Raw genomic sequence first — 26,561 nt, 5'->3', positions numbered from 1 at the left:
TAAACCATAGAATTTCGATTAATTACTCTAAAGATTATTTAATAGCTTAATACCATGGCAGATTTCACGACTAGCAACACGGACTCGCCTGAAGAAAAGAAGCCTCAGCGCTTTATCAATCGCACTATTGACAAAGGACAACTGAAAAAGTTAATTGCTTGGGCTTTTACTAATTATGGGACTACTAGCGCTGCTAACGTTGCTGATCAACTTAAAGCGTTAGGCTTTCGCTATGCGACTCAGGCTGGTGTCTCAATTAGTATTGAGGATTTGCAGGTTCCTGCTAGTAAGAAAGCTTTGCTAGCGGCAGCCGAACTGGAGATTGAAGAAACAGAAAGCCGTTATACAAGGGGCGAAATCACTGAGGTAGAACGTTTCCAAAAAGTAATTGATACATGGAACGTGGCTAACGAGAACCTCAAAGATGAGGTGGTGAAAAACTTCAAGAGCAATAATCCGCTTAACTCTGTCTATATGATGGCGTTCTCTGGTGCTCGGGGCAACATTTCGCAGGTGCGGCAGCTAGTAGGTATGCGCGGTTTGATGGCTGATCCTCAAGGGGAAATCATCGATTTACCGATTAAAACGAACTTCCGCGAAGGGCTCACAGTTACTGAATACATTATTTCGTCGTACGGTGCACGTAAAGGACTAGTAGATACAGCGTTACGGACTGCCGACTCTGGATATCTTACTCGCCGTCTGGTCGATGTATCTCAAGATGTCATCGTGCGTGAAAATGATTGTGGCACAACTCGCGGCATTCGCCTGAAAGCAATGAAAGATGGGGAAAAGACCCTGATCAAACTTTCCGATCGCCTATTTGGTCGAGTCGCTGCCGAGGATATTGTCGATCCGAAAACAGGCGAAGTGATTGTTTTCCACAACCAAGAAATTTCTGAAGACTTGTCTTTAGCCGTAGCCAAAGCTGGTGTCGAAGAAGTTTGTGTACGTTCGGCATTTACCTGCGAATCTACTCGCGCAGTTTGTCAGATGTGCTATGGCTGGAGTCTAGCTCATTTAGAGCTAGTAAACATCGGCGAAGCCGTGGGAATTATCGCGGCACAGTCCATTGGTGAACCTGGTACACAGCTGACCATGCGGACATTCCACACGGGTGGTGTGTTTACTGGGGAAGTTGCGGATCAGCAACGCGCTCCCCATGATGGCACGATCAAATACAACAAAAAGCTGAAAGTTCGCCCCATGCGTACTCGTCATGGTGAAGATGCTTTTATTGTTGAATCAAATGGTGACTTCTCCTTGGAGAGTGCTGAAGGCAAAAAAGTCTATGCGATCACCCAAGGTTCAACATTGTTGGTGCGTGATGGGCAAAAGGTAACTCAAAACCAGTTGATGGCTGAGGTGTCAATAACTGGTAAAACCTCACGTAAGACCACCGAAAAAGCGACTAAAGCACTCAATACTGGTTTAGCTGGCGAAGTATTATTCTCAGATCTAGCGATCGAAGAGAAGAAAGATCGTCAAGGTAATACTAGCTACGTCGCTCGTGGTGAAAAAGGTCGTGTCTGGGTATTGGCTGGTGAAGTTTATGATTTACCGCCAACTGCGGAACCAACTGTCAAAAATGAAGCTCAAGTCCAAGAGGGTGACGTGCTTGCGGAGACCCGCTTGATCACAGAGCATGGTGGCGTTGTGCGTCTTAGTGAAGAAGATAGTCGCCATAACCGTGAAGTGGAAATCATTACAGCTTCGGTAATCTTGGATCAGGCGATCGTCAAAGAAGAAAGCTATCAAGGTCGTGAGCATTATGTGCTTGAGACTCAAGGTGGTCAAAGCTTCTCCCTGAAAGCTTCGCCAGGCTCAAAACTGATTAATAATCAAGTCGTTGCTGAACTGATTGATGATACTTACCAAACTAAGAGTGGCGGTATTATCAAGTTTGCTGGTGTAGAAGTCGCTAAACGCAGTAAGGGCAAGCAGGGTTATGAAGTCGTTAAAGGCGGTACGCTGCTTTGGGTTCCTGAAGAAACCCATGAGGTTAATAAAGATGCTTCCCTGTTGATGGTCGAAGAAAATCAGTTTATCGAAGCTGGTACTGAAGTCGTGAAGGATATCTTCAGTCAAACTGCTGGTGTGGTCGAAGTATTCCAAAAGAACGATATTTTGCGCGAAATCGTGATCAAGCCAGGTGACTTGCACTTGGTCGATGATCCGCAAACGGCAATGCAAAAGAATGGGTCTTTGGCTTATCCTGGAACGGAAATTATGCCAGGATTGACTTCGCCCGAACTCCGCTATGTGGAATATCTGGACTCAACCGAGGGACCAGCATTGCTATTGCGCCCTGTCGAAGAATACCAAGTTCCTGATGTACCAACAGTACCTAGTCAAGAATCAGTTAACCAAGAAGGTCGTTCGATTGGTCTGCGTGCGGTTCAACGCATTCCTTATAAGGATGGCGATCGCGTAAAGGCGATCGATAGCGTGGAGCTACTCAAGACCCAGCTATTGCTAGAGGTTGATACTGATGCCCCTCAATTAGCTGCCGACATTGAGTTTATTCCTAACGACGCTGATCCAGGTAGTCTGCGCTTGCAATTGGTAATTCTCGAATCTTTAGTGATTCGTCAAGACAACTCTGGCGATCCTGCCCATAGCAACTCACGCACAAGACTATTGGTAAATGACGGCGATCGCATTGAACCAGGTGCAGTTGTTGCGCGTACCGAAATTCTTTGTAAGAAACCAGGCCAGATCCGTGGTATTCGTCAAGGCTCGGAAGTAGTTCGTCGTTTGCTGGTAGTCACTGAAGCCGATTGTATTACTACTCATTGTCCTAATCCCATAGTTCAAGTTGGCGATCTCTTGCGCTCGGGTGATGAAATTGGTGCGGGCGTGATTACTGAAGAGTCTGGACAAGTCCTCAGGATTGAGAATGACTCAGTCGTATTTCGGATCGGTCGCCCCTACCTCGTCTCCCCTGGAGCTTTGTTGCAAATCCATGACGCTGACCTTGTTCAGCGTGGTGACAACATTGCACTGCTGGTATTTGAACGTGCTAAAACTGGAGACATCATCCAAGGGTTACCTCGGATTGAAGAACTGCTCGAAGCACGTAAACCTAAGGAAATGTGTGTACTTGCGCGGACAACAGGAACTGCTCAAGTTACCTACGACTCTGACGACAATCCTGAAGTAAAGATTCTTGGGGATGATGGCGTTCTGGATGATGACTATTCATTCAATGCGGGTCAGAGTGTAATTATTTCTGATGGTCAGAAGCTTTTGGCTGGTGAAGCACTTACTGATGGACCTGCCAATCCCCACGATATTCTCGAGATCTATTTCCATGCTTACAAGGAATCCCTTGGAGTCAGAAAAGCTGCTCTAATTGGTTTGCAAAAGGTACAAGAGTTCTTAATGAACGAAGTCCAGTCGGTATACCAATCTCAAGGTGTAGATATTTCCGATAAACACATTGAGGTAATCGTGAAGCAGATGACCTCTAAGGTACGGATCGAGGATGGTGGTGATACTACTCGTCTTCCTGGAGAGTTGGTAGAACTTCACCAAGTTGAACAAATCAATGAAGCGATGGAAATTACGGGTGGCGCACCTGCTGATTACACGCCAGTATTGATGGGTATTACGAAGGCAAGTTTAAATACCGACAGCTTTATCTCGGCGGCGAGTTTCCAAGAGACCACTCGTGTTCTCACCGAAGCTGCGATTGAAGGTAAGTCTGACTGGCTGCGCGGCTTGAAGGAGAACGTGATTATCGGTCGTTTGATTCCTGCGGGTACGGGCTTTAATGCTTACGATACGCCAATCGTAGATGTTGATAATGGCTATGAGCCAGAACTCGGCTATGACGAAGAAGCGGATGACGTGATTATTGATGACAATACTGCACGTAATTATCAAATCATTGAGCCTCGAATTGAGCCAATTCGCGTCGTTGATAAACCACGTAGTCGTCGTAGCTTTGACGATGAGCTGGTGGATGATGACGTTGAATTTGAAGATGATGATGAGGAAGATGATGATGATTTTGATGATGAAGACTAAATAAAAAAAGGCGGTGCTAAGCACCGCCTTTTTTTATTTTATTTTGGGAGATAGTTTGCACGCTGAATCCAAACGGGTACTAGAGATTACGAAGAGATGCGATCGCTTGATTGAGCGATCGCATCTCTTGCAAAATTTCTCGTAATAGTCGATTAGTCTCGTTTTGGGCTGGCTCCTGCACCTGAATGGTCACCTGTTTCATTTTTAAAACATCCCTTGCAAATCTTGACACCTCAGTGGGATGAAATAATAAAGGTTCGCGATCGCTTTGGCGCAGCTCAGGATTTAACCGCGTTGGATCGTAAGGTAAGTTTAGTAAACCTTGCAACGGATCGGTATTGGCATAGCGATATACCGAAGCACGCGATCGCCCTAAAGCTTTTTGGATTGCCTCTACATCCATTAATTCGTAAGTAAGATCGGATTTTAGTTCGGTGAGAGAGAATGGCAGACTCATGTCATCACATGGATTCATAGGAATATTCAGAATAATCAAAGAAACAGAAAAACTATGCTTTTGGGGCTAGAGCAGGAAAGACCTATAGCTTTAAATATTATGCAATGCCCAAAACAATGATTAGACTATCGCGTGGGAAATTTTCCTCAAATTAACTTGTCTTGATTTGCCCATCTATAATAAAAACTGTATTTCGTGGAGATTTCGGTGAAGCGTAACTTTATGCTCTCTTTTTTGAGTCGCGGTTTAGCTACTGCGATCGCAGTGGTGATGTTCAGTAACTTGCCCCTATCTTGGCAATCAACTTTGGGGCAATTGTCAGGTAGTCAAGCCTATGCTGCTCAACCTGATCTAGTTGCCAAAACTACGACAATTACTAACCAATCGCCCGACTCGTTGACAGGAAATGTGATTAAAACTGTCTTAGATAACGGTTTGACGGTATTAACTAAGCAAGTAAACACAGCTCCTGTAGTCAGTGTGCAGGTCTGGTATCGCGTCGGTTCCCAAAATGAGAAAGCAGGAATAACAGGCATTTCTCACCAGCTCGAGCATTTGATGTTTAAAGGGACAAAAGATCGTCCAATCCAGTTTGGACGCTTGTTTAGTGCCTTAGGTAGTGACTCTAATGCTTTTACTAGCTATGACATGACCGCCTATGTGGGGACAGCAGGAAGCGACAAACTGGATGCGATGCTTAGATTGGAAGCCGATCGCATGGTCAATACAGTCGCGGGTGAAAATGAACTCAAAAGTGAGCGTACTGTTGTTTTATCAGAGCTAGACGGCGGGAACAATAGCCCAGGCACAAGACTTTATCGACAAGTGATGCTAGCGGCTTATCCTGATAGTTCTTATGGTTGGCCAGTGATTGGCTATCGTCCCGATGTTGAGAACTATACAGTTGAGGATATTCAAAATTATTACCGTACTTTCTATCGCCCCGATAATGCGACTTTGGTAATTGTTGGTAATTTCGAGACAGAAGCCACGCTCAAAAAAGTGCGCGAAATCTATGGCGCGATCGCCGCTCCACCAAAGCCCAAAGTTTTAATCACACCTGAAACACAGCAAAGTAAACCCAAACCGCTAGAGCCTAAATCGGCGCGTGAGCCGATTCGACTCAAAGAGCCTGGTAGTGTGCCATTTTTGCAAGCAGTTTATCCAGATTTGCCTAATGTTAATGGTGAAGATGTTGCCGCGATCGATGTGATGGATAGCATTCTGACATCAGGTAGAAGTTCACGACTCTATCAAGCGCTAGTGGAGACAGGCTTAGCGAGTAGTGCTAGTGGTAGTGCCTCATCAATGATTGGCACGGGCTGGTACTTTATGAGCGCGACACCGACAGAGGGTAAATCGCTCGAAGAACTAGATCGCTTGTTGTTGGCTGAAATTGACAAGCTGCAAACGCAGCCAATAACCACAGAAGAGCTAGAACGCGCTAAAACTAGTATGCGAGCTAGCTACATTTTAGGCAATCGCGATGTTAATTCTCAAGCTAGTCAAATTGGTTATAACCAAACTGTTGCTAAAGATTATCGCTATAGCGATCGCTACTTAAGTGCTGTTAACAAAGTCACGAGCGCTGATATCAAGCGCGTCGCTAAGCAATATTTACAACGTGATCGCCGAGTGGTCGGATATTTCGAGCCATCAGTAATTACGGCTGGTGCTGGGACAACTCCCAGTAATGCACATTCTTTAGAAGCTTTTAAGCCTGGCTCTCCTGTAGATCCATCGGAAGTAGCGAAGTATTTGCCAGAAAGCGCTTTAAATAACAAAGTCGATATTCCCACGGCGGTGCAGCCCGACAAGTTCACGTTAGCCAATGGCTTGAAAGTATTGTTATTGCCAGATAGCAGTACGCCTACAGTAACTCTCGTGGGTGAAGTTAATGCAGGTGCGGGCTTTGACTCAATTGACAAAGCTGGCTTGGCAGGAATCACGGCGCAAAATCTTACCAATGGCACGACCACCAAAGATGCGTTAACCCTTGCATCACGTTTAGAAAATCGTGGTGCTAGTTTAGGATTTTCGGCAGGTCGGGAAAATGTCGGTATTTCTGGCATCGGCTTAGCTAAAGATCTGCCAATTGTGCTCGATCAATTAGCCGACTTGTTGCAAAATGCAACTTTTCCAGCGAAGGAATTTGACCTCAATCTTCAACGCAATCTCCTAGCCTTTAAGTCAGAGCTGGATAATCCTAATACCTTAGTGCGGCGGATCTTCCAGTCAACGCTCTATCCTAAAGGGCATCCTTTTTATGCAATGCGAACTGAAGCAACTCTCAAATCTTTAAAACGAGAAGATTTGGCAAAGTTTTATAAAACCTATTATCGTCCTGACAGTACGATTCTCACACTCATGGGAGATTTTGACCCTGCGACGGTGAGAACTTTACTCGAAGAAAAATTGGGTAAATGGCAAGCTACTGGCAAAGTACCAAAGTTCCAATTTCCTAAAGTTTCTAACCTAGCTGCAACCAATGAGAAGCAAATATCTCTAGCTGGTAAAACTCAAGCGGTCACGATCATTGGACATCCAAGTATTTCTCGCTCTGATCCGCAGTACTATCCAGCTCTATTGCTAAACCAAGTTTTAGGCGGTGATACCTTATCCAGCCGCCTTGGTACGGAAATACGCGATCGCCTTGGCTTAACCTATGGCATTTACAGCTATTTCCAAGCAGGCAGACCACCACAGGGCGCATTTATCGTGCAGATGCAAACCAGTGGTAAGGATACGGCAAAGGCGATCGCCGCAACGGTGGCTTTGCTTAGATCTGTCCGCGATAAGGGCATAACTCAAGCTGAATTTGATGTGGCAAAGAAGAGCTTGATCAACAATTTCTCTACTGAGTTTGCCAATCCTGATAACATTGCTAGTTCTTTACTTAGCGATGAGATCTACGGCTTACCAGTTGGCGATTTTTACAAGTTTCCTCAGCGCATTCAATCCGTGACTTTTGAGCAGGTCAATCGCGCTGCTAAGGAATTATTACAACCCGATAATCTTTTGATTGTGTCGGTAGTTCCTAAAACTGAGAAATAGTAGAAGTAGGGTGGGCTTTGCCCACCTTACTTTTGATAGTTTAGAAATGGAATTGCATCGCGATCGCCAATTATTAAATGAAGTGATGAACCATAGCGGATTGGTGAGGCATCCTATATAAATGGTGGCATTTCATCTATGGAGATCATCTTTGGGCATGGATTAGTAATGAGGAAACAGTGATTTATACTAATTCACAAAAGTGTGGCAACACTTCTGTGAATTAAAAACCAAATTCCGTAAAGGTTTTAAAGACACAAAATGGCGTAGCCATTTTGTGTCTTGGTATTATTGAGGAGTTAGATAGTTATTGCTAAGCCTAAATACCCTATCAGAAAGAAACTTTCCGTTTAATGGCAAGTTAGATTATATCTAGATTTTAGGTGTTGACATGTTAAAAAAAATGGTGATATATCTTTGTGCAACTGAGTAAGTCAGCCTAATTTTTGTTTTATCCCAAAACACAAAATGGCGTAGCCATTTTGTGTTTTTAAAACCCTTACAGGGTTTGATTTTTAATTCACGAAAGTGTAGCCACACTTTCGTGAATTGGTATTATCTCTAAGTTATTACCTAAAGTAAAACAAAAAACGGGGGAACCAAGTTCTCTAAGAGCATAGGGGCGTATTTTCAGAATGAATCTGAAAAAGGACATCTCTCAGTCCTAGCCCGTCAGCTAACCTCGTAGGCATTGAGAGAAGACTGTGGGAAATGGCGATCGCTGCAAGTTAAAATTTTTTGACGATTAGTATCAGTTTCAACAGGATTCTTGTTTGGACTTTCAGATCACATCAGTCCATTCTGAAACAAGGTACTACAAATCATGGTTTTGATGAGTTTGGCGACTAATACCCGCACTTTTATGATTGGGTGTTTTCGCAGTTTGTTTCGACCTAATGTATTGCTGCCGATCGCAGGATTTGCAGGAGTCATCGCCCTATGGTGGGCAATCGCTTTATTTCGCAATGAAATGATGCCCACACCGCCAGAAGCATTTGTCAAGAATTTAGATTTTATTTTAAATCCGTTTTATCGTCGTGGACTTGGTGATATTGGGATTGGATGGCTACTTTTAGCAAGTTTACGTCGAGTCTGTATTGGCTTTCTCTTAGGAGCTATAGTTGCCATTCCCGTCGGGGTTTGGATTGGGTTATCACGAAATGCTTGGTTAGCAATTAACCCGATTATTCAGGTTTTTAAGCCAGTTTCGCCACTCGTTTGGTTGCCGATCGCCCTTGCTATTTTTAATGCTGCCGAACCTTCAGCAATTTTCGTGATTTTCATTACTTCCCTCTGGTCTACGATTATTAACACTGCTGAAGGAGTAAGTAACGTTCCCAAAGACTATTTGGAAGTTGCCCAAGTTTTAGAAATGCCTCGTTGGAAGCAGTTAATAAAAGTAGTTTTGCCAGCGAGTTTGCCCTATATTTTTACAGGTTTAAGGATTAGTTTAGGGATTGCATGGTTAGTAATTGTGGCGGTGGAAATGCTCACGGGTGGCTTTGGTATTGGCTTTTTTGTTTGGGATGAATGGAATCGTTTAAATGTAAGTTCTGTATTTTTGGCGGTCTTTGTGATTGGTGTGACAGGACTGATTTTGGACTATGCCCTTGCTAAATTACAAGCAATCATGACTCGTCGCCCTGCACAATCTTAAGTTTCGGAGATTCCCATGTCTACCACAAGGAGAGCATTCCTTCAGGGAATGACCGCTACTGCCTCAACGATCGCCTTTTCTGCATGTTCCCAAGAACAAGGACGAAATCCCACTGGACTATCGGAGACAGCTTTGGCTGTGGAGCCTGTAATTAATCCTGCCAGTTTGGAAAAGCCAAATTTAACGGTTGGCTTTGTACCTGTTAACGATTGCGCTCCCTTTGCGATCGCTTGGGAAAAAGGTTTTTTTCGCAAGTATGGATTAAACGTTACGCTCAGTCGAGAAGCGAGTTGGGCTAATTCCCGTGACGGGATCATTTTTGGACGCTTAGATGCTTCTCCCGTTGTATCTGGTGCTGTCACCAATGCCCGTATTGGCGCAGAAGGCGCACGTCAATTTCCCCTTTGTGCTGCCATGACGATTCACCGTCATGGTAATGCCATTACCTTCAATCGTAAATTATGGGAAGCGGGTATCAGTCCCCTATCTATATATAGAGGCGATTTAGATGCCTTTGGAAGAGCTATGCGACAATATTGGCAAACAGCATCCATAGATGATCGCGTATGGGCAACGGTTCTGAGTTCTTCCATTTATGAATATTTCATTCGCTATCTGCTTTCAGCGGCTGGTATTAATCCAGTTACTGAATTGCGTTCTATTATTACACCACCACCTCAGATGGTGAGCAATATGCGAATGGATGCAATTCAAGCCTACATGGTTGCTGAACCTTGGAATACGCGAGCGATCGCAGGTAACGAGGGAGTTGGATTTACCTTTGCTCAAGGGCGAGAAATTTGGAATGGACATCCCGATCGCCTGTTAGCTGTGCGCGAATCCTTCATTCAAGACTATCCCAAAACCTACCGATCGCTAGTAAAAGCGATGATCGAAGCCTGTCGATATTGTAGTGAACCTGCGAATCGTGAAGAAGTTGCTAAAATCATCTCCCAACGTTCCTTTACAGGAGCAAATGTTAAATATACGCGACCCGCAATTGTAGGGAACTACAACTACGGAGGATTTGATAATCAACAACGCATCACTAACAGCCTAGAAACAACCATTTTCTTTGAAATGCCTACTGCTGTTTCTGAAATTGCCAACGATCATTCTACGTTCCTCTGGCAATCACAGAGCCTCTGGCTAATGACCCAAGCCGCCCGTTGGGGACAAATCCCTGAGTTTCCCAAGAATGCCGAAGCGATCGCACGTCAAGGATGGCGCACCGATTTATATCGAGAAATTGCTGCCGAAATGGGCATTGTTAGTCCTGCTGATGACTATAAAGTAGAACCTGCCTCAGCCTTTGCTGATCGCCAATCCTTTGATCCTAGTAATCCCATCGGCTATCTCAGCAACTTTGCAATTCGGGCAAATGCTCCCCAGTCTTTTTTCTTTGCCTAAAAATTATCCTAGAAACAAAAAAACTGTATGACTACTTCCCCAAGCAGCACCACATCTAACAACCATCCCCCTGACAAAACCTTTTTAGTGGTCGAAAATATTGTCAAGTCATTTCGCAAACCCGATGGCAGTCAATTTGTGGTACTAGATGGCATTAACCTTGCGATCGCTGAGCAGGAATATGTCTCTGTAATTGGTCACTCTGGCTGTGGAAAATCTACTTTAGTCAGAATTGTGGCAGGTTTAGAGAAACCGACATCAGGCTTAGTCACCCTAGAAGGTAAAGTCATTCGCAAACCAGGGGCAGAGAGGATGATGGTATTTCAAGGCTATTCGTTGCTTCCTTGGTTGACAGTCAGAGAAAACATTCGCATGGCGGTAGATGAAGTATTTAAAACCGCAAGTCGTGATGAAAAAATATCTATAGTTAACGAACATATTGAAATGGTCAATCTCACTGCTGCCGCCGATAAATATCCCCAAGAACTTTCGGGGGGTATGAAGCAAAGAGTTGGGGTTGCTCGCGCTTTAGCAACTCGTCCGAAAATGCTATTGCTAGATGAACCATTTGGAGCGCTCGATGCTCTAACTAGACCAAAGTTACAACAGCAAGTTTTAGATATTTGGGAAAACCATCGCCAAGCAGTGATGATGATTACCCATGATGTTGATGAAGCCATTTTTATGTCCGATCGCGTGGTGATGATGACCAATGGACCAAAAGCAACGATTGGTCAGGTGCTAGATATTCCGCTACCACGTCCTCGCGATCGTCACGAATTGCGAGGACGTGGTAGCGGAATATTATGAATTACGCAATCAAGCGTTAGATTTTCTAGAACGATATCAGTAGATCATTCTTAAAACCCAAATAGTGAGAGGCGGCGCGAAACGCCGCCTCTCACTATTTGGGTTTTGATTTGTCCTGATACAGGTGTCTATAGCTCTATATGGAGGCATGATCTAGTTCAAACGCGAGTAAAAATGTCAAGTAAAACTGTTAGGATCGTTCGCATAAGTACTTTGAAATTTGAAACTGGTTACTGTTGTGGACGCGATCGCCATTAGCTCTCTTACTCTCAATATTGTGTTGGGATTATTTATCCTGATGTATATATTTCGGATCATCATGACATGGTATCCCCAGATTCCCCTCAAGCAATTTCCCTATAGCCTAATTACTTTTCCAACTGAGCCTTTACTGTTTTTACTAAGAAAGTTAATCCCACCCATCGGCGGTATTGATATATCACCAGTGATTGGAGTGGGGATTTTTAGTCTTTTGCGCGAAATGTTGCTAGGTCAGCAAGGTGTTTTGACGATGATGCAATAGAAAGGCGGCGCTTCGCGCCGCCTTTCTATTTTTTGGGTTTTAGCTATAGCTAAAAAAACTTGCTATAATTAAAAATTGTGATTATTTCAAGAGCGTAAGTTTTGATAGAACGCTATACATTGCCCGAAATGGGTCGGTTATGGACGGATCGCCATAAGTACCAAACTTGGTTGCAAGTTGAAATCGCCGTTTGCGAAGCACAGGCTGAATTAGGCTATATACCTGCCGATGCTGTCGAAGAAATTAAGGCGAAAGCAAACTTTGATGCCGATCGCGTCAATGAAATTGAATTAACGGTCAAACACGACATGATCGCGTTTTTGACCAACGTAAATGAATATGTAGGTGATGCAGGGCGCTACATCCACCTCGGTTTGACTAGTTCTGACGTGCTGGATACAGCTCTAGCAGTGCAATTAGTTGATAGCTTAGAAATCATCCAAGCCCAGTTAGAAGAAGCAATCCAAGCCATCCGCTACCAAGCCCAGCAACATCGCTACACGATTATGTCTGGCCGCACCCATGGTATCCATGCGGAGCCAATCACGTTTGGGTTCAAGCTGGCTGGCTGGTTAGCAGAAATGTTACGCCATCGCGATCGCCTATTGAACTTAAGCAAAACTATCGCTGTCGGCAAAATTTCAGGTGCAGTCGGAACCTATGCCAATGTCGATCCGCGTATCGAAGCGATCGCTTGCCAAAAGTTAGGACTCCAGCCCGACTGCGCCTCGACACAGGTAATTTCCCGCGATCGCCATGCTGAATATTCGCAAGTATTAGCGCTGATCGGTGCATCAATCGAGCGCTTTGCGGTGGAAATTCGCAACTTGCAGCGTACCGATGTCCTCGAAGTGGAAGAGCATTTCACCAAAGGACAAAAAGGCTCCTCAGCAATGCCTCACAAGCGCAATCCGATCCGCTCGGAACGCCTAACAGGTATGGCGCGGTTGTTGCGCGGCTATGCGACGACGGCTCTCGAAAATGTTGCCCTATGGCATGAACGCGATATTTCCCACAGCGCGGCGGAACGGGTTTTGTTACCTGATAGCTGCATCCTCACTCATTTCATGCTGAGAGAAATCACCGATCTGGTCAAAAATCTGTTGGTGCATACTCACAACATGGAGCGCAATCTCTATTGTTATGGTGGTGTGGTCTTTAGTCAGCAAGTGTTGCTGACCTTGGTAAATAAGGGGCTGAGCCGTGAAGATAGCTATGCGATCGTCCAGAAAGCCGCGCACTTAGCATGGAATAAACCTGAAGGAGATTTCCGTAAGCTGATTAGCGAAGATGAAACTGTGCGATCGAATTTATCCGATGAAGAACTAGCAGCTTGTTTTGATCCGAATAAGCATCTCAAAAATCTTGACCAAATCTATCAACGTTTGGGGATTTAAAGAGAGGCGGCGCTTCGCGCCGCCTCTCTTTTTGGGATAGTGTTTAGGGATTTAAAAGAAAAGCGGCGCGAAGCACTGCCTCTCTTTTTGGGATAGTGTTTAGGGATTTAAAAGAAAAGCGGCACGGAGCGGCGCTTTTCTTTTTGGATAGTGCTAGCGATTCTGATATAATACATATCTGAAAAATAAATGTTTTGCTGAATGCTTTTAACGCAAATTCATTAAGAAAAGTCAAGAAACATCAATGCAACTCACACATCGTCCTCGCCGCCTCCGCCGTAATCCTTCAGTCCGTAGCCTAGTTAGAGAAAATCATTTAACAACAGATGACTTCATCTATCCTATGTTCGTGATGGAAGGAGAGAATAATCGTGTTGAAATCCCTTCAATGCCCGAAGCCTATCGCTTTACCCTCGATCTATTGGTTAAAGAAGTAGAAGAGATTTATGCTTTAGGAATTAAGGCGATCGCCCTTTTTCCCGCTGTACCTGAAGAGAAAAAAGACCTCACTGGTAGCGAAAGTTTTAATCCTGAAGGGCTAGCACAGCGTGCAGTTCGCGCTATTAAAGCAGTTGTTCCTGATGTAATTATTTTCACCGATGTTGCTCTCGATCCTTTCACCACACATGGACATGATGGCATCATTGATGACAATGGCGTAATTCTTAATGACGAAACCGTCGAAGTTCTTGTCAAAATGTCTGTTTCCCAAGCTGTCGCAGGAACTGATTTTGTCTCTCCTTCCGATATGATGGATGGTCGCATTGGCGCAATTCGACAAGGGCTAGATGAAGCTGGATTTGAAAATGTCGGTATTCTCGCCTATTCGGCAAAATATGCATCCGCTTATTATGGGCCATTCCGCGATGCGCTAGGCTCTGCACCTAAGTCGGGTGACAAAAAGACCTATCAAATGGATCCCGCCAATTCTCGTGAAGCAATTAAGGAAGTCTATCTCGATATTGCTGAAGGTGCAGATATTGTGATGGTGAAGCCTGCGCTCGCCTATCTGGATATCATCGCTAAGGTCAAAGAAGCAACTAATGTACCTGTAGCTGCCTATAACGTCAGTGGCGAATATGCGATGGTCAAAGCGGCGGCGCAACTCGGTTGGATTGATGAAAAGAAGGTCATGTTTGAAACCCTGCTAAGTATGAAGCGTGCGGGTGCAGATATTATCTTGTCTTATCATGCCAAGTCAGTCGCGCAGTTGCTTGCTTCGGGTTATCGTTACTAATTGTCTTCCCATCAACCATGAACGCAAAAGAACTTCTTGAAAGTTACGCTTTGGGCGATCGCGACTTTAGTAAGCGATCGCTCACTGGATTGATTTTGACTGGGGCGAATTTGTCTGGAGCAAATTTTATTGAATCAAATCTAGAAGAGATTACGCTGGATATTGCTAATTTAGAAGATGTAGAACTAAATCTGTCAAATTTAATCAGAGCGAACTTGAGTGGTTCAATTTTGATTCAAGCAAATCTCAATGGCACAATTCTTGAACAGGCTTCACTGATAGGCGCAAATCTCTCTGAAGCTTTTTTGATTGAAGCCGATCTCAGCGATGCGGTGTTAGTGGAAACAAATTTTAGTCATGCATTTTTGACTAGCGCTAACCTGACGCGATCGCGTCTATGTCGAGCTAATCTATCGAATGCTTTTTTGACAGGCGCATGTTTGAACGGCGCAGATCTGCGTGGGGCAAACCTCACGGAAGCAGATTTAACAAGAGCAAATTTGACTGGTGCAAATCTGGCTGGGGCTGATCTTAGCCGCGCAAATTTGACTAATGCCAAGCTAAATTGGGCAAATCTGGCTAATGCCAAGTTAATTGGGGCTGATTTGACGGGAACTTATCTATCAACGATTAAAAGTATTGAAGGTACAGATTTTACCGATGCGCGTAATGCTCCGAACTCTGTCGAGCTTGTTAATATGGAAGAGTCAACTCCAGAAGAATAGAATTTTACGGTTAATAACGTAAATCAAAAAGTTTATGCCCTTGTTTCGTTCACTCACCAAACTCACGAATCTTGCTCTAGTCATGACAATCGCTACAGCGATCGCCATGCCGATTAGCGAAAATGCCTATGCTCAAGCCCAAAAGGATGCTACGGAATGGATCAGGCAGGGGCGGCAACTTTGGCAAAACAATAACATTTCAGGCGCGATCGCAGCTTATCAACAGGCTGCAAATCTTGAGCCAAAAAATTCACTCATTTTAACTAGTCTGGGTTTTTTATTAACTCAACAGAATAATTATTCTGGGGCAATCGCGGCTCTAGAGAAAGCGACTAAACTTGATGCCCAAAACACCAAAGCCTTTAATGCCTTAGGTTTTGTTTATGTTCGCATTAAAGACTATCCCAATGCTTTAACTGCCTATCGCCGCGTAATCGCCTTGGATCGCCAAAATATTGATGCTTATAACAGTGTCGGCTTTTTGTTAACTGAACAAAAACAATATGCCGAAGCCGCCAAGATTTATCGTCAAGCGATCTCAGCCGCTCCAAGAGAACCTAAGAGCTACCTTAATTTGGGCTATGTCTTGAAGCTATCGGGCGATCGCAAAGGTGCTTTTGCCGCCTATAACCAAGCTGATAAGATTGCACCGTTTGATGCTGATGTACTGGTTGCGATCGGGGGGGTGTTTGCTGAGCAAAATCAATATGAGGAAGCGATCGCTAAGTACAAACGAGCCTTAGAGGTAAATCCTCGACATCCTCAAGCCAATCTAGCAATTTCTAAAGTCTTCCAAAGTGAAGGTAATTATGCTGAAGCGATCGCCTATTTGCGCCGAGCCGCAGGAGCACGAAATATCCCTGTTAATAATTTGATCGAGTTGCAACGGGAGATCGCTGACATTTACATTCAGCAAGGTTCTCTATCAGGTGCAATCGTTGCCTATCGCCAAATTCTTGAGGCTGAGCCAGAGGATGCCCCGACTTATCTAGCTTTAGGGAAGCTTCTAGCAACCCAGCAACGTGTGATCGAAGCTCGCAAGATGTTAGAAAATGCTGAACGTTTCTTTAATCGACAAGGCAATATTGATGGTTTAGCTCAAGCTCGTAAAGCTCTATCTGAACTCAAATAAAGAGAGGTGGCGTAAGCCACCTCTCTTTATTTATACTCCCTCACGTAGTTTATCTAGAACTGAACGATCCTCTAAGGTCGAAGTATCGCTGGTGATCTCTTGACCAGAAGCAAGCGATCGCAATAATCTTCGCATAATCTTACCCGATCTCGTTTTTGGTAAAGCTTCGGCAAAGCGAATCTCACTCGGACGTGCGATCGCGCCAATCTCCGCGACAACATGTTTCTTCAATTCCTTTGCGAGGTCATCACTAGGCTTATGATCACCTTCAAGAATTACAAAGGCAAAGATATCTTCACCCTTTAATTCGTCAGGCTTACCAACCACGGCTGCTTCGGCAACCGCAGGATGCGAAACTAGCGCTGATTCGATTTCCATCGTGCCCAAACGGTGACCAGCGACGTTAATTACATCATCGACACGACCCATCACCCAATAATATCCATCCTCATCCTTACGAGCGCCATCACCCGCAAAGTAGACATATTTACCATCCTTAGGTGGAATATGTTCCCAATAGCTTTTACGGAAGCGATCAGGATCGCCATAGACAGTACGCATCATCCCTGGCCAAGGATGACGCACGATTAGATAGCCACCTTCATTGTCATGGGCTGGATTGCCCTCAAGATCGACAATATCAGGAATAATCCCTGGGAAGGGAAGTGTTGCCGAACCTGGTTTGGTCGGTACAGCTCCAGGGAGAGCCGTAATCATAATTCCGCCTGTTTCTGTTTGCCACCATGTATCCACAATCGGACAGCGACTACCGCCAATCACGCGGTGATACCACATCCAAGCTTCAGGATTAATCGGCTCGCCCACAGTTCCCAATAAGCGCAGCGAAGTTAAATCGCGGGTATTAGGATGATGTTCGCCCATTTTGATAAAAGCGCGAATTGCCGTGGGTGCAGTATAGAAAACACTGACTTGATACTTCTCAATTACATCCCAAAAACACCCCAGATTAGAAGGACGTGGCGCTCCTTCGTACATCAATGTCGTTGCGCCATTAGATAATGGCCCATACACAATATAACTATGTCCAGTAATCCAGCCTACATCTGCCGTACACCAATACACATCGGTATCCTTGAGATCGAAAATCCATTTGGTGGTCATGTGGCTATAGAGGTTATAGCCAGCCGTGGTATGGACGACTCCCTTCGGTTTACCAGTACTGCCAGAAGTATAGAGAACGAATAACATATCTTCGCTATCCATTGGTTCGGCTGCACACTTAGCAGAAACACCTTGCTGTAAGTCATGCCACCAGTGATCGCGACCTGCAGTCATGTGCGTATTTTGACCAGTCCGTTTTACCACTAAGACATCGGTAACAGAAGGCGCGGCTCCATTAGCGATCGCCTTATCTACTTGTTCTTTTAAAGGCACGATCGCATCTTTGCGCCAACCACCATCAGCGGTAATGACGAGTTTCGCCTCAGCATCGACAAGGCGATCGCGTAAAGCTTCGGCACTAAATCCCCCAAATACGACCCCATGTACCGCACCGATTCTGGCACAGGCAAGCATAGCGATCGCAGCTTCAGGAATCATCGGCATATAAATACCAACGCGATCTCCTTTTGTAACTCCTAATTGTTTGAGGGCATTGGCAAACTGACAAACTTCGCGATGCAATTGGCTATAGGTCAGCGTACGAGAGTCGCCATTTTCACCTTCCCAAATTAGAGCCGCTTTGTTTTTGCGCCATGTTGTCAAGTGGCGATCGAGGCAGTTATAGGAAATATTAATTTTGCCACCATCAAACCATTTCACCGAAGGCGGTTGCCAATCGAGAACGGTGTGCCATTTCTCAAACCAATGTAGTTCTTGATCGGCTAGCTCAGCCCAGAAGGCAGCAGGATCGGCTTTAGCGCGATCGTAAATTTGTTGATATTCAGCAAGACTTTTAATATGAGCAGCTTGCGAAAACTCCGCAGAAGGCTCAAACAATCGCTTTTCTTGTAAAACAGATTCAATCGTGGGTTGTGACATAGGTATAAGGTTAGTAATTACAACAAATTGAGTTTAGAAAGACTAATAATTCATGTAATAAGTTGATAGCTATGCCCCTAGTGTAAATTACTAAGAATACTTAATTGAGAAACGGTAAAGTTCCGCAACGATTAGCAACATAGCAATCAATAATTACTATCAGCAACACAAATACCTTGGCACTTAATGCCGTTAGTTGCTGTACGCAGGCAGTGATTACAAAGAATAGGTTCTGGCTTAGTCTCAGAGATAGGTTGCTTATCAGGTTGAGGTTGAGTAGTCATATCTTTAAAAATACTAAAGGTGTAAGGATAGGCGGCGCGAAGCGCCGCCTATCCTTACTAAATACTAGCTTTGATAGCAGCAGATTGTTCTAGCAGAGACTCAGCAAACGCGATCGCCTGAGATACCGTACTACTAATCTCCTTATCCAAACTTTTTCCTTTTTCCTTTTTCCTTTTTCCTTCTTTCCCTTCATCAACCGTCATCCCTGAAGCTATCTGAGCCAGCTCCTGTTTCCGCTCTTCTAATTCTAAGAGACAGATTTGCACTTGAGTCCGATCGCCGATTACCTGCTTACTGACACGGAAGTGACGATCAGCGATCGCGGCAATTAATGGCTGGTGAGTCACGCAAAGGACTTGAGAACTACGGCTCAGTTGCCAGAGTTGCGTTGCGATCGCTTGCGCAACACGACCTGATACGCCAGCATCAATTTCATCAAATACCATTGTGCCGACATTCGCATGATTAAATTCTGTAGATGCTGGTTGAGAATCTTGGGTTTTCTGCTTCACAAAACAAGTTTTCAGCGCTAATAAAAATCGGCTCATTTCTCCTCCTGAAGCAGTTTCAGCAAGAGGTTGTAAAGGCTCGCCAAGATTAGGGCTGAACTCAAAGACTATACGATCACCGCCTAATGCGTTGGGTTCACTCGGATAAATTCCGACCTGAAAACGAACTTTTTCCATCGCCAGCATTTTCAAAGCATCGATTTGCACTTGTTCGAGAGCGATCGCCGTTTGCCGACGTAATTCCGTAAATTTCTTACAAGCCTTCAGCAAAGCCTGTAAATCAGCCGCAGCTTTACGTTCTAAATCTTCAATAGAAATACTTTGATCGGTAAGTTCAGCAAGTTCAAGTTGCAACTTTTCGGTATAGGCGATCGCTTCGGGAAGCGTGCCATATTTGCGACAGATTTGCTTGATTTGATTAATTCGTTGTTCGATCGCTTCCAATTGTTCAGGGTCAGATTCCAGTCGATTGGCATAATTGTTGATCTGTCGCCCCGCTTCTTCGACCTGAGCAAGGGCGCTAGAAACTAGTTCGAGAATGCCCTCAACTTCACGATCAAGTGTTGTCATTTCTGTGAGAATAGACTCTGCTTGCCCTAACAAATCCGCACAAGCATTACCACCATCATTCTGATAAAGCGCTTCATACACGGCATAGCCTTGCTTTTGCAATTCCACACTATGGGCTAACCGATTGCGATCGCTTTCGAGATTATCTAATTCATCGGGATCATCTAATTTTGCTGCCTCTAATTCCTTGAGTTGATAGCGCAACATGTCCAAATGCTGTAGCCGATTGCGTTCATTCTGCTGACGATCAAATAAAGCTTTGCGCGATCGCTCCTTTGCTTCAAATAGCTTTGCGACTTTTTGCCTTTGCAATGACAAAGCCTGATTAAAAACTTGATCTCCAAAACTATCTAGCCATTCCCTCTGTTGAGCAGCTTGGCTGAGCAAGATCGTCTGACCTTGCGCCGTAATCTCAACAAGGCGATCGCGCAATTCTTGAATCTGTTGCTTATTTACAACCACGCCATTAATGCGGGTACGATTGCTCCGCGCCGTAATTTCGCGGCTACAAATCAGCGTCTCAGCATCGAGAGCATCAATTTCTTGAATCTCTAGCCACTGGGCGATCGCGTGATTAGTCGAAAAAGTAGCTTCGATATTGGCGCGATTTGCTCCAGTTCTTAACATTCGCGCTGACACCTTGCCTCCAAGTGCAGCATCTAGAGCATCGAGGACAATTGATTTGCCTGCTCCTGTTTCGCCTGTGAGAATATTTAGACCCGCATATAGCTCAAGCTCTAAGCGATCAATCAGGGCAAAATTTTCAATTTTGAGACTCAGCAGCATAGTTTTTTATTAAGTTAGGAATGAGCTTTACACATTCCTAACTATTTAGATAGGCAGAGTTTCTCCAGCTAAGAGGCGCTTCGAGGCACTCAGTAATTCTTCTTCGAGATAAGGCTTAGTGAAGTAGCCCTTTGCGCCAAGCTGAATAGCTGACTGACGGTGGCGATCCGCTCCTCGTGAAGTTAACATCGCCACAGGAATCTCTTTCAGTCGAGAATCCTTTTGCAATCTCGATAGTAGATCTAATCCATCCATCCGTGGCATTTCAATATCGCAGAAGATCATGTCACAGGGCAGACCAGCACGAAGTTTTTCCCATGCATCTTGACCATCCTTTGCCTGCTCAACGCGATAGCCTACTTTCGCAAAGGTCAGTGATAGCAACTCACGTACCGTAATCGAGTCATCGACAATTAGTACCGTTGGATCGACAGCAACATCCTCTTCGACGGTTGGCTGAATAGTCATTCCTGAAGTCGAAGGACGCAATCTGCCGCTAGCGATGTCAAATAGCTCTAGCACGTTGGCGATCGCCATAACACGACCATCTCCTAGTACTGTAGCTCCTGCAATTCCTGAAGGCTGAGGAATTGGACCCTCTAGTTGTTTAATTACGATTTCATATTCACCAAGGAATTGATCGACCTGTAGGGCGAGATAACTAGTGTCATTGCGGAGAATAATGATGCAAAGTTCATCGTTTTCTTGCTTCCCATAGATGCTACTACGGCTGAGGTGGCGACTGTAGGACAACAAGTTGGATAAATGCTGAAACGGCAAAATTGTATCGCGCCAAGGCAAACAGGGCTGTCCCTTCTCGTTAAGAATGATCTGGCTTTGTGGAACTTCTACCATGTCCTCGAAACCATCAACAGGGAATGCAATGCGAGCGCGATCGCTAATGCAAAACATTGCCTTAGAAATACTCAGAGTCAACGGTAAGCGAATTGTAAAGGTTGTACCCTTACCAACTACCGATTCCACAATAATTACGCCGCGAATATCATCAAGGCAGGTTTTAACCACATCTAGACCAACTCCGCGACCTTTAAATTCATCGGCTTGAGCCGCAGTACTAAATCCAGCCTCAAAAAGCAAAGAATACACTTCTGTCTCATTGAGACGATCAACCTCAGATTGCGATCGCACTCCCTTAGAAACAGCACTTTTCTTAACTCTGTCTGTACTGATACCAGCACCATCATCGCTAATTGAGATTACGGTCTGGTTACCTTGGTGATAGGCTCTTACAGTCAATCTTCCAGTTGCTGATTTCCCAGCCGCTTGGCGAGTGGAAGGATCTTCCAAACCGTGATCGATCGCATTATTTACAAGGTGCGTAAGTGGATCGGTTAGCTGCTCCAAAATTGCCTTATCGATCAGCGTCTCTCGTCCAAATATTTCTAGCTCCGCCTGTTTGCCTGTTTTGAGGGCGCGATCGCGAATACCTCTAGGTAAGCGATCGGCAATCTGCGCAAAGGGAACCATGCGCGATTGTTTTAAATCGTCTTGAACTTGGGTGGTAATCGTGCCTAACTGACGAGTTACTTGATCTGTCTCACCAACCACGAACTCAATGTCCGAAGCCGACTCACGAACTCGAACAATCAACTCAATGATCTCTTGCGATAGAACGTGGAAAGTATTGTAGCGATCGAACTCAATTCCTTCAAAGTCGTTGGTCACCGAAGTATTTGAATTTGAACTATCACTTAATTGTGATGGCGTGTCAAAACTATAGGAGGAGCGTCCACCACGCCCTGCGGTTAGCGAAGCTTCGAGCAAAGAACGATCATATTGATCACGCATTCTCTGCGATACATCACTTAATAACTGCACTTGATGCAATAGGTTAGTAATAAACTGTTGAAGTCTTTCCTGATCCTGTTCCAAAAGATTACGGTTTACAACCAGTTCCCCAACAAGGTTATTAAGACTGTCAAGGTACTTTACATCAACACGCATGGTTGAATCTGTAAGCCTTGGCTTGCGAGTTGCGGCGGGTTGACGTTTAGGAGTTTTAGTGTTCACCAGCCCGACCTCTGGAGCAAATGTATTTTGAATCAGCAATTCTAACTCATCAAACCCATCAGTTGCCTTCTTAGTTTTTTCAGTCTCGTCAAAGCTGTTACTCTCACCTAGAAGAGCTTCTAATTCATCAAAATTCATGTCATTGGAATCTGATGAGCCCTGATCATTGATAACTGTAGCTGTAATCTGATCATCAAAGGTTCTATTATTCACACTATTAACATCATTTGGCATATTACTAGAACTGCCAATCATAGCTTCTAAATCATCGAAGTCGAAGTTATCGTCAATCCCATTTAGTTCTTCAGTTTGCAATTGCTGCTCAGGTTCTAGGTTTTTTGTTTCTGGGTCTTGCGTGAGAGAATAGTCCGTTTCGGAGATGTCTTCATCTATGCCAGCAAATTCATTGAATTCACCAAAACTAAGAGGGGTATCGTCAGTTAGATTGGATATTACCAATTCTTCTTCAGAATTTTGCAACAAATTATTTGCTTCCGAATCATCATCACCTTGGAAGAAATCCGCCAAATTATCAATAGTGGTCTTTGCCGACGCTTCATTATCTTTAAAATTTAGATCCTCTTGAAAATTTGGAAGAGTCGATTCTATCGTTTTCAAACTTTCATCTTGTAGATTGTCATCGAACATACTTGTCAAATCATCAATATCCTCGGTTTGAGTTAAAGAATTTGCTTGGATAAAGTTGATTTCTTTTTCCACTACGGTTAAATTTTCTTCAGCATCGGTAAATAAGTCAGCCAGATTTGATTCATCCGAAGAGATGATTTGCTCAAAAAATTCTCCTGCTAAATTTGTAGGACTTGCTTCAGAAGTATCTTCATTTAATATTGACAAGGAATCGGAATTAATGTCTTGAGGAGAATCAAAATCAATAAATGATTCTTGCTCTTCTTCAGAAATATCAACTACATTCTCGAGTTCATCAATAGTGGTTAAATTAGCACTAAATTCATCAAAATCATTATTTGTAGTATTTTCTGTTAAACTTTGGGACTCTTCTAATTCATCAAAGAAACCGCCTAAAGCTTCAGTGTTGTTGAATTCATAAGTAGGTTCACTAGTATTAAGGATATCAATAGAGTCTTTAGGCTCTTCTGAATCACCGAAGAAATCTCCTAGATCTTGAGTATTAGATAATTCTTGTTCAAAACCATCAATATTACTATCGCTGATACTATTAGAAATAATTTCAGGCTCTTCTGAATCACTAAAGAAACCATCCGATTTCTCAGTAATATCTGTACGACCAGTGAAAGTATCTAATTCATCATTTACTTCAATAGAAGCTTCAGGCTCGTCAGATGTGGAAAAGAAATCGCCTAAATCATCAGTATTACTAAATTTCTGATCAAAACTATCAATACGATTATTGTTTACATCACCAGCAATATCAAGATTTTCAGATCCTGAGAAGAAATCACCTAAATCGTCAGCGCTATCAAATTCACCGATCGCATTGTCAGTATCAGAAATATCACTAGCAATTGCAGGTTCTTCAGATCCTGAGAAGAAATCACCTAAATCGTCAGCGTTAACAAATTCACCGATCGCATTGTCAGTATCAGAAATATCACTAGCAATTGCAGATTCTTCAGATCCTGAGAAGAAATCACCTAAATCGTCAGCGCTAGCAAATTCACCGATCGCATTGTCAGTATCAGAAATATCACTAGCAATTGCAGGTTCTTCAGATCCTGAGAAGAAATCACCTAAATCGTCAGCGCTAGCAAATTCATCATCGAAGTCTTTAGCAATCGTGTCAGAAATAGCTGCATTTGTTGATCCTACAGATCCCTGCGACATTCCTACTTCATCAAATTCATCGTTGTCAAATCCTAGCTCATCAAATATATTCAATCCAGTCGTATCGATGCCATCAGAGTCATTATTCCTAGAAATCATCTCTGCATGACCGCTAGATTCAATTTCCTCGGAAGCTTCAAAGAAATTATCAACATCCGTATTGATGACTTCGTTATTGATAAGGCTAGGAGATGATTCCATCAAGACCTCGTCAAGACTTCCATCGATCGCAAAAGGATCGTCAAGTAAATTCATTCCCTCTTCCGAAAAAGTTAAGGCAAATGGCTCGCTAGGAATATTGTCATCACCACCAGCATTCTCACTCTCTGCCCTTGCGATCGCGGCAAAATATTCTTCACTAGAGAGAAGCTGAGACTCGTCTGTGTCAGCCTCTATATTGTCTATAAACTGTTCTTCGCTTTCTGCTTGAGAGGGTAATTCAGAAAAGTTGTTCTCATCAATATCGTTAAACTGATTGTCAATTGAAAGCGCATCATCTACTTGAGAATTGCTGATTTGCTCAACACTAATCTCATCAACAATATCCATCCCTAAATCAAGATCAAATTGATTGTCTAGAGAATCGTCATCTGCAAAATCTTCTGCAAATAGACTATCTAGACTTGATTGTTCTCTTTCGGGAATAATTTCCGAATCGATTTCCGAAATAACATCAGCAGCTTCTCCCCATGCATCTTCAAGATCATCTGGGAATAGAGAACTACTATTTGCTTCCGTCGTTAAGTCTTGACCAGAGACCTCACCAAATAGTTGTTCAATGCTAGATTCGCCACTGCTTAAGTTTGGAGCAGTTACATCATTGTTGTCAGAATTATTGTCAAGGAGATCGGCAAATTCATCATGACTATCAGAAGTCTCAGTAGCACCATGGTTTGCGATATTCGTTTCATTAGATTCGATATCCTCCCATGCAGCATCAAAATCAATGTCGTCATTTTCAAATAGAATAGCCAGAGACTTCAATTCTGAAGCACCGACCTTTGGCCCATCAATATGCTGATTTTCAGTGATTTCATATTCGCTATCCATCCAATCCATTTGATCGCCTTGATTGTTACGAGTATCTGGCAAATCAAATACTTCTTCATTGACCTGATCAGCAAATAGATCGTTATCTACATCTGGATTTAAATCTAAATCTCTATCGGTGGATATGTCGGATGTATCAGAAACATCAAAATCATCGATATTTAAATCTTCGCCGATATTTCCAGACGCAGTGGTAAAAATTGTACTAACTTCATCATCCTCTGGTTCCGAAAATCGATATGGCAAGAGATTTTGGAGTTGTAAAGACACAGCGATTTCTAGTTCCCGATTAGCAAGTACTAGATCTTGAGCTTCTTTTAGCTCTCGAATCAAAATAGGAGCGAGGGTACGGTATGAATTGCTAGGCTGGGCGATCGCATTTTTAATTTGAATGACTAAATTAGTCCAATTCCGTAAATCAAAGTTATTACCGACTTCTTGGAAGTAATTACAAACTGCTTGTAACTGCGATCGGCTCTCTGCATTATCTTCTGCCCGAAATAATTGCAGCATATCTCGCATTTTGGTCGTAATTTCTTGCTGAAATATTGACTGTTGAGAAAGTGCTAACTCTTGTGGCTGAGGAATGCTTTCTTCTTGTTGTCTAAATGTATCAGTAGATATTTCCCCATCAGTATCTGAGACTAGCTGATTTAGGTAGGACTCTAGCTCAGCAAAAACAGGCTTGACTCGGTTATTAGTTTCAAGTGTTAACTCATCAGATATTTTATAACCACCTTGTAACTCATCCAAAAGTTCTGACAGTGGGTCGAATCCTGCTAACAACAAGCTTTTTAATCGCTCATCGACTGTTATTTGTGAATTTTCTTTGAGGATTTTAAAAAAATCTTCTAATCTATGGGCAACATGCTGAATGCTGCCTACTCCTAACATCGCAGCGCCACCTTTAATTGAATGAGCTGCTCGAAAAAGCTCATTAACTGATTCGGAATCATTGAGTACATCTTCCAAGTTTAATACGCCTTGCTCAATCGTCTGAAGATGTTCGCGGGCTTCTTCAATGAAGTAACCCATGATTCGCTGCTGTTGTTGTTCCGAGTTCATGACAGA

14 protein-coding genes, 1 pseudogene and 1 riboswitch are annotated in these 26,561 nt (G+C 43.7%); of the genes and pseudogenes, 10 read left to right on the top strand and 5 right to left on the bottom strand.

Annotation, left to right across the window (positions count from 1 at the left end):
• Positions 1-54 precede the first annotated feature (54 nt).
• Positions 55-4,032 (top strand): DNA-directed RNA polymerase subunit beta', encoded by a 3,978-nt coding sequence (locus tag PseudUWO311_RS14675; RefSeq protein ID WP_142656001.1) that lies wholly within the window; start codon positions 55-57, stop codon positions 4,030-4,032.
• A 79-nt stretch (positions 4,033-4,111) separates the two neighbouring features.
• Here the strand turns inward: PseudUWO311_RS14675 and PseudUWO311_RS14670 are convergent, their stop codons facing one another.
• On the bottom strand, positions 4,112-4,489 hold the full coding sequence (locus PseudUWO311_RS14670; RefSeq protein WP_142656039.1) for a resolvase: 378 nt from the start codon (positions 4,487-4,489) through the stop codon (positions 4,112-4,114).
• Between the two features lie 222 nt (positions 4,490-4,711).
• Between PseudUWO311_RS14670 and PseudUWO311_RS14665 the strand changes: the two genes are divergently transcribed.
• The 9 genes and pseudogenes from PseudUWO311_RS14665 to PseudUWO311_RS14625 all read left to right on the top strand — a co-directional run bounded on the left by PseudUWO311_RS14665 (position 4,712) and on the right by PseudUWO311_RS14625 (position 16,434).
• The gene (locus PseudUWO311_RS14665; protein WP_142656000.1) at positions 4,712-7,543 is read left to right on the top strand and encodes a M16 family metallopeptidase; all 2,832 of its coding nucleotides are present in this window, start codon (positions 4,712-4,714) and stop codon (positions 7,541-7,543) included.
• Positions 7,544-8,103: 560 nt separating this feature from the next.
• Positions 8,104-8,248: riboswitch (cyclic di-AMP (ydaO/yuaA leader) on the top strand.
• Positions 8,249-8,405: 157 nt separating this feature from the next.
• Positions 8,406-9,200 (top strand): nitrate ABC transporter permease, encoded by a 795-nt coding sequence (gene ntrB, locus PseudUWO311_RS14660; RefSeq protein ID WP_411729926.1) that lies wholly within the window; start codon positions 8,406-8,408, stop codon positions 9,198-9,200.
• A 15-nt stretch (positions 9,201-9,215) separates the two neighbouring features.
• On the top strand, positions 9,216-10,610 hold the full coding sequence (locus PseudUWO311_RS14655) for a CmpA/NrtA family ABC transporter substrate-binding protein (protein WP_142655998.1): 1,395 nt from the start codon (positions 9,216-9,218) through the stop codon (positions 10,608-10,610).
• A 27-nt stretch (positions 10,611-10,637) separates the two neighbouring features.
• Positions 10,638-11,463 (top strand): annotated as a pseudogene (locus PseudUWO311_RS14650) (ABC transporter ATP-binding protein).
• A gap of 195 nt (positions 11,464-11,658) precedes the next feature.
• Complete coding sequence (locus tag PseudUWO311_RS14645; protein ID WP_142656038.1) at positions 11,659-11,943, top strand: YggT family protein; 285 nt, start codon at positions 11,659-11,661, stop codon at positions 11,941-11,943.
• A 101-nt stretch (positions 11,944-12,044) separates the two neighbouring features.
• Positions 12,045-13,340: an adenylosuccinate lyase gene (gene purB / locus PseudUWO311_RS14640; RefSeq protein ID WP_142655997.1), complete on the top strand. Its 1,296-nt coding sequence runs from the start codon at positions 12,045-12,047 to the stop codon at positions 13,338-13,340.
• Between the two features lie 244 nt (positions 13,341-13,584).
• Positions 13,585-14,577: a porphobilinogen synthase gene (gene hemB / locus PseudUWO311_RS14635; RefSeq protein WP_142655996.1), complete on the top strand. Its 993-nt coding sequence runs from the start codon at positions 13,585-13,587 to the stop codon at positions 14,575-14,577.
• Between the two features lie 17 nt (positions 14,578-14,594).
• Entirely contained in the window at positions 14,595-15,302 is a 708-nt protein-coding gene (locus PseudUWO311_RS14630) for a pentapeptide repeat-containing protein (protein ID WP_142655995.1), read from the top strand.
• Between the two features lie 34 nt (positions 15,303-15,336).
• The gene (locus tag PseudUWO311_RS14625; RefSeq protein ID WP_223807586.1) at positions 15,337-16,434 is read left to right on the top strand and encodes a tetratricopeptide repeat protein; all 1,098 of its coding nucleotides are present in this window, start codon (positions 15,337-15,339) and stop codon (positions 16,432-16,434) included.
• A 30-nt stretch (positions 16,435-16,464) separates the two neighbouring features.
• Here PseudUWO311_RS14625 and acs read toward each other — a convergent pair whose 3' ends face one another.
• From acs to PseudUWO311_RS14610, 4 genes are all read right to left on the bottom strand, one after another.
• Positions 16,465-18,435, bottom strand: coding sequence for an acetate--CoA ligase (gene acs / locus PseudUWO311_RS14620; RefSeq protein WP_142655994.1), 1,971 nt, complete (start codon positions 18,433-18,435; stop codon positions 16,465-16,467).
• 146 nt (positions 18,436-18,581) lie between these two features.
• Complete coding sequence (locus PseudUWO311_RS24045) at positions 18,582-18,719, bottom strand: hypothetical protein (protein ID WP_190303506.1); 138 nt, start codon at positions 18,717-18,719, stop codon at positions 18,582-18,584.
• Between the two features lie 57 nt (positions 18,720-18,776).
• The gene (gene recN, locus PseudUWO311_RS14615; RefSeq protein ID WP_142655993.1) at positions 18,777-20,585 is read right to left on the bottom strand and encodes a DNA repair protein RecN; all 1,809 of its coding nucleotides are present in this window, start codon (positions 20,583-20,585) and stop codon (positions 18,777-18,779) included.
• 45 nt (positions 20,586-20,630) lie between these two features.
• On the bottom strand, positions 20,631-26,555 hold the full coding sequence (locus tag PseudUWO311_RS14610) for a hybrid sensor histidine kinase/response regulator (RefSeq protein ID WP_142655992.1): 5,925 nt from the start codon (positions 26,553-26,555) through the stop codon (positions 20,631-20,633).
• Positions 26,556-26,561: the final 6 nt, after the last annotated feature.

The organism is Pseudanabaena sp. UWO311, assembly GCF_006937785.1.
GTDB lineage: Bacteria > Cyanobacteriota > Cyanobacteriia > Pseudanabaenales > Pseudanabaenaceae > Pseudanabaena.
The sequence above is the reverse complement of the archived record's forward strand: the minus strand, read 5'-3'. Positions and strand labels throughout refer to the sequence as shown.

Excerpts from the sequence above, each read along its gene's own strand:
- ntrB (WP_411729926.1), top strand. The coding sequence starts at position 8,406 with ATGATTGGGTGTTTTCGCAGTTTGTTTCGACCTAATGTATTGCTGCCG.
- PseudUWO311_RS14630 (WP_142655995.1), top strand. The coding sequence starts at position 14,595 with ATGAACGCAAAAGAACTTCTTGAAAGTTACGCTTTGGGCGATCGCGAC.
- acs (WP_142655994.1), bottom strand. The coding sequence starts at position 18,435 with ATGTCACAACCCACGATTGAATCTGTTTTACAAGAAAAGCGATTGTTT.
- PseudUWO311_RS14655 (WP_142655998.1), top strand. The coding sequence starts at position 9,216 with ATGTCTACCACAAGGAGAGCATTCCTTCAGGGAATGACCGCTACTGCC.
- PseudUWO311_RS14675 (WP_142656001.1), top strand. The coding sequence starts at position 55 with ATGGCAGATTTCACGACTAGCAACACGGACTCGCCTGAAGAAAAGAAG.
- PseudUWO311_RS24045 (WP_190303506.1), bottom strand. The coding sequence starts at position 18,719 with ATGACTACTCAACCTCAACCTGATAAGCAACCTATCTCTGAGACTAAG.
- PseudUWO311_RS14625 (WP_223807586.1), top strand. The coding sequence starts at position 15,337 with ATGCCCTTGTTTCGTTCACTCACCAAACTCACGAATCTTGCTCTAGTC.
- PseudUWO311_RS14610 (WP_142655992.1), bottom strand. The coding sequence starts at position 26,555 with ATGAACTCGGAACAACAACAGCAGCGAATCATGGGTTACTTCATTGAA.
- hemB (WP_142655996.1), top strand. The coding sequence starts at position 13,585 with ATGCAACTCACACATCGTCCTCGCCGCCTCCGCCGTAATCCTTCAGTC.
- PseudUWO311_RS14665 (WP_142656000.1), top strand. The coding sequence starts at position 4,712 with ATGCTCTCTTTTTTGAGTCGCGGTTTAGCTACTGCGATCGCAGTGGTG.
- recN (WP_142655993.1), bottom strand. The coding sequence starts at position 20,585 with ATGCTGCTGAGTCTCAAAATTGAAAATTTTGCCCTGATTGATCGCTTA.
- PseudUWO311_RS14670 (WP_142656039.1), bottom strand. The coding sequence starts at position 4,489 with ATGAGTCTGCCATTCTCTCTCACCGAACTAAAATCCGATCTTACTTAC.